Origin of the sequence: Planktothrix sp. PCC 11201 (assembly GCF_900009135.1) — a bacterium.
In the GTDB taxonomy this organism is placed as follows: Bacteria; Cyanobacteriota; Cyanobacteriia; order Cyanobacteriales; family Microcoleaceae; genus Planktothrix.
In genome coordinates, this window is sequence record NZ_LT797707.1 from 1 (window position 1) to 4,582 (window position 4,582).

Sequence of the window (4,582 nt, forward strand, 5' to 3'; positions counted from 1 at the left end):
GCCACCCCCATCACCTTTACCCCCGCTAACTGGAACGTTTATCAAACCGTCACTGTAACGGGCGTAGACGATGCGGTCATCGATGGAGACAAAACCTACCAAATTGTTAGCAGCGCCGTTACTAGCACCGACCCCAACTACAGCAGCATCAAACCCTCCGATTTGATTGGGATCAACACCGACAACGACAGCCCCAGAGTTACTATTACCCAAAGTGGAGGCAGTACAGCCGTTACCGAAGGGGGAGCAAATGATACTTATACAATACAATTAGATACCGCACCTCTAGGTGATGTCACCGTTACCGTCACCTCCGATGCCCAATCCCAAGTCAGCACCGATGGTACTACCTTTGGCAACAGCCAAACCGTCACCTTCACCCCTGCCAATGGTACGGCGGCTAAAATTATCACCGTCAAAGCCGTAGATGATACCGTCGCCGAACATAACCATACCAGCAGTATTACCCACGCGATTACTGCCAGTGCCACTCCCATCAACTATCCCACCACCATGCCCATCGGCCCGGTGAATGCCCAAATTACCGATAACGATATTACCTACAATGTAGTTGGTAGCACTACCACGATTACAGAAGGGAATACGGGCAACCAAGTTATTAGTTTTACGATTACTCGTGGGGGCGAAACCCAACAACCCAGTAGTATTGATTTCAGTTTCGGGGGAACCGCCAGTACCGGAACAGACTACAATAACGTTAACGTGACGGGTACGGGAGTGAGTGCTACAAACAGCACCATTAGCTTTGCCGCCAACGCCACCACCGCCACCATCGCCGTTGAAATCCTAGGGGATGCCCAAGTTGAACCCGATGAAACCCTCAGCCTCACCCTCAGCAACGGCACACCCGCAGGGACAGCTACCATTACAGGTTCGCCCCTGAATGTCACCCTAACCAACGACGACACCGCCGGAATTGTCCTCAAACCCAAAAACGGATTAACCACCACCGAAGCCACCGCCACCGATAGCTTTACTGTCCGGTTAAGCAGCCAACCCAGTGCCGACGTCACCATTGGGTTAACCAGTGATAACACCGCCGAAGGCACATTATCAGCCAACAGCGTCACCTTCACCCCTAGTAACTGGAATACCGCTCAAGCTGTTACTGTCACTGGAGTCGATGATAATATTATTGATGGGAATAAAGCCTATAAAATTGTCACCGCCAAAGCCACCAGCACCGACACTAACTATAGCGGCTTAGACTCTAACGATATCGGTGTTAACAACCTCGATAACGACTTGGCCGGGTTCACAATTTCGGCTATTAGTGGCAATACCACAGAAGTCGGGGGGACGAGTACCTTTACCATCCAACTCAAAACCCAACCCACCGCCGACGTCACCCTTCCTTTAAGTAGCGATAACACTGCCGAAGGGACTGCTTTACCCGCTTCTGTTACCTTTAATTCAACTAACTGGAATCAACCCCAAACCGTTACTGTTACCGGAGTTGATGATAGTATTGCCGACGGAAATCAAAACTATAATATTGTCACTGGAGCCACCACCAGTACCGACACCAACTATAACGGCATTAACCCCAACGATATTGGGATTGCTAATATTGATAACGACGTTGCCGGGGTCACAATTTCTGCTATTAGTGGGAATACCACAGAAGCAGCAGGTACAGCCACCTTTACCGTTCAACTCAAGAGTCAACCTACGACTGATGTTAGCTTTAATTTAAGTAGTGATAATCCCGCAGAAGGGTCTATTTCTGCTAAGAGCCTCACCTTTAATTCAACTAACTGGAATCAACCCCAAACCGTCACCGTCACCGGAATTGATGATATTTTCTTTGATGGCGATAAACCCTATAATATTGTTACCACAGCCATCAGCAGTCAAGATCCCAGTTATAACGGGATTAATCCTAGCGATATTGCCGTCACCAATACCGACAACGACAGTCCTGGGTTCATCGTAATACCCGTCGTCAGCAATACTACAGAAGCTGGAGGTACCGGAGGATTTGTCATTTATCTCAACGGTCAACCTACAGGCGATGTCACCCTTCCCCTCAGTAGTGATAACACCAATGAAGGCACTGTAACCCCCGCAGCCGTTACTTTTAATGCCAGTAACTGGGATATCCCCCAAACCGTTACAGTTCTACCAGTCGATGATCCGATTGTGGATGGGGATAAAGCCTATAATATTGTTACCGGAGCCTCTACCAGTACCGATATCCGATTTAACGGGATTAACCCTAACGATATTCCCTTCACCAATACCGACAACGACATCCCCGCGTTTATCATCTCCCCCATCAGTGGCAATACCACAGAAGCCGGAGGTCAAGCCAATTTTACCGTCCAACTCAACGGTCAACCCACCGCCGACGTTACTTTTGGGTTAACCAGTGACAACCTGGCTGAAGGCACAGTCTTACCCGCAGCCGTCACCTTCAATTCCACCAACTGGAATACCCCCCAAACCGTCACTGTCACTGGAGTCGATGACACCATTGTTGATGGCGATAAACCCTATAATATTGTCACCGGAGCCTCTACCAGTACCGACCCCCGATTTAATGGTATTAACTCCAACGATATTGCCGTTATCAATAGCGATAACGATATCCTCCCCGTCGATACCACCCCACCAGTAGTGGTGAGTTTAACCCCAACCGATGATGCCACGGGAGTAGCCGTAGGGGATAACTTAATCATTAAATTCAGTGAAGCCATTCAGATTGGCAGTGGTAATATCGTCATCAAGAAACTATCCGATAACTCCATTGTCGAAACCCTGAATGTCAATTCCCCCAAAGTCAGCATCGGGACAAACAAAAAGGATAAAGTCGCCAGTCTACTTATCCTCAACCCCACAGCCGACTTAGCCCTCAGTACAGACTATTATGTAGAAATCGACCCCACAGCCATTCAAGACAAAGCCGGAAATCCCTATACTGGTATCAGTGGCAGTACAACTTGGAACTTCAAAACCGTTGATGCGTCCCCAGCCATTCCCCCCGTCAACCTCTCCCTATCCCAAACCACAGGCAGCGAAGCCGGGACAACCAGTATTACCGTCACCGTCACCGCAGCAGCAGCCGTTGTGGGCGACCAAACCCTTGACCTGACCCTAAGCGGAGATGCCAACTCTGCCGATTTCGTCGCCCCCGTCCCCAACAAAATCACCATCCCCAACGGTAGCAGCAGTGGACAAGTCACCTTCACCATCACCGACGACAAACTCGACGAAATCGACGAAACCGCAACGCTCACCCTGAGTAACCCCAGTGCCGGAATTGTCCTAGGCCCAGACATTACAGACAGTTTCACCATTATCGACAACGACACAGCCGGATTTCAACTTCAACCCATCAGTGGTAATACCAGCGAAGCCGGAGGTCAAGCCAGCTTTGACATCCGTTTAACCTCCCAACCCACAGCAGATGTCAGTCTCAGTTTCAGCAGTAGTAACATCGCCGAAGGGACAGTTGCCCCCACCACTATCACCTTTACCCCCGGTAACTGGAATAGCTACCAAACTGTCACCGCCACAGGAGTAGATGATTTAGTCGCCGACGGAGATGTCTCCTACGAAATTCTCAGTGCTCTCACCAGCACCGACAGCAACTATAACAGCCTCAAACCCGCCGATGTCGATGTCACCAACACCGACAACGACATCCCGGGAGTCACCATTACCCAATCGGGCGGGAGTACCAATCTCACAGAAGCGGGAAAAACAGATACTTATGAGATACAATTAAATACGCAACCCCTGGGGAATGTTGAAGTAACATTAACCGCCGATATCCAAGCCGAAATCAGCTTAGATGGGGTTAACTTTGCCCCATCTCAAATCGTTAACTTCACACCCACCACGGGCATCACTCCCCAAACTATTACAGTCAGGGCGATAGATGATGGAGTTGCCGAACATAATCACAGCAGTGCTATTACCCACCGGATTACCAATAGCACAGCCCCCAACTATCCCACCACCCGACCCATTGGCTCGGTGAATGCCCAAATAGTGGATAACGATATTACCTATAATTTGATTGGGAGTACCACCACTATCACAGAAGGGAATACGGGTAGCCAGGTTGTCAGTTTTACTATTAGTCGAGACGGTGAGACTCAACAGGCCAGTAGTGTTGATTTCAGCTTAGGAGGCACCGCCAGCGTTGGTACAGATTACAATAACGTTTTGGTCAGTGGTAGTGGAGTTAGTGCTACGGGCAGTAAGATTAATTTTGCCCCCAATGCCACCACTGCGACGATTGCGGTCGAAATCCTGGGTGATACTGTTGTTGAACCGAACGAAACCCTAGAACTTAGTCTGAGTCAAGCTACGGCTGCTGGCACAGCCACGGTTACGGGTTCTCCCCTGAGTCTCTCCATTCAAAATGATGACCGAGAAATTATACCCACACCCGTACCCACACCCGTACCCACACCCGTACCCACACCTGCACCAACATCCGTACCCACACCCGTACCCACACCCGTACCAACATCCGCACCTATACCTATACCTGTACCGATACCCACGCCCACACCAAGACCCACGCCCGCACCTACACCGGAGCCCACAC

The 4,582-nt window shown here is 50.0% G+C and carries 1 protein-coding gene; it reads left to right on the plus strand.

The window, feature by feature from the left end; translation table 11 throughout:
- A partial coding sequence (locus PL11201_RS18335) for a beta strand repeat-containing protein (protein ID WP_200816819.1) occupies positions 1–4,582 on the plus strand: 4,582 nt, incomplete at both ends.